Origin of the sequence: Streptomyces sp. NPDC019531, assembly GCF_044903305.1 — a bacterium.
Taxonomy (GTDB): domain Bacteria; phylum Actinomycetota; class Actinomycetes; order Streptomycetales; family Streptomycetaceae; genus Streptomyces.
In genome coordinates this window covers 1-1,000 of record NZ_JBJDQL010000149.1, presented here as the reverse complement: position 1 = coordinate 1,000, position 1,000 = coordinate 1, and the positions used below count along the sequence as shown (strand labels likewise).

1 protein-coding gene is annotated in these 1,000 nt (G+C 67.7%); it reads right to left on the bottom strand.

Annotated features, from left to right (window positions below; all coding sequences use genetic code 11):
- On the bottom strand, nucleotides 1-904 hold a 904-nt coding region (locus tag ACI2L1_RS45235), incomplete at its 3' end, for a hypothetical protein (protein WP_404745309.1).
- Nucleotides 905-1,000 lie beyond the last annotated feature (96 nt).

Here is a 1,000-nt window from a genome sequence, read left to right as displayed (position 1 = left end):
TGGGCGGCTGGGCGGGTGCGAGGGAAAAGTTTGTCGGGTCGGAGTCGGCCGTCGACGTGCTCTGCGGCCGGGTGTCGGAGCCGTCGGGGTGGTGGACCTGCCAGTTCCCGCCGGTGGTGTCCGAGCCTTCGGTGAGCCCCTGCCGCGGTGCGATGACGGGGCGTCCCAGCTCCTTGGCGAGCAGGAATGCTGTCGGGACGCCGCTTTGGCCGGCGTCGCTTTCGGTGCCCGGCAGGTTGAGGACCACCGGTCCTGTCCCAGGCAGCCCCGCGCGTCGTAGCGACTGCGCCAGACGCTTGATCTCGACCCGGGTGGCCCGCCGCAGACTCTCCGGCACGTCCACCAGGAACGCCTTGGCATTCCCGACGCCCTGGAACGCCTTCGCAAGCCCTGCAGTGTCCGGAAGGTCCGACACGCCCCGGAACTCGGCAGCCGGCCGAAGGGAGATGGCGCCCTCGAACCGCCCGTCGAAACCCGGCCTGCTGACGACGTCGATGACCGCCGTCCGACGCTCGTCCCCCGGTGTGGTGCCGTGCTGCGGTGGGGTCCCCCTGTAACCGAGCGTGCTGGATACGATCCTGATGTGTTTCAGCAGCGGAATACTCAGACGCAGGCTGCCCGGTTCCACTCCGGTGCTCAGGCTGTCCAGCTGTCGTACCAGCTCTTCTTTGAGGATCTCCTCGACCCTGCGAGCACGCTTTTCACCGGTGTCCATGCCCGTCAGATATGAATTTCCGAACCCGGTGATGGAGACCTCGGGCATGCGGTAACCATTTTGGTAGTTGAGCACCGCCTCCTTGGCTATTCCGGCGGCGATCCCCCGGATTTCGGCCTCGGTTTCGGGCGTGAGGGTCTTCTCCCCCTTGCCGAAACCGATGACCGACTGCCACGGGCGACTCGACACGGGCTCGGACGCGGAAGCCGTGGGCCTCCGCGAAGTGACCGGATCCTGCCCAACCGGCGTCGCCCCGGCGGAGGTTCGAGGAGTCGGGCCGGTCTG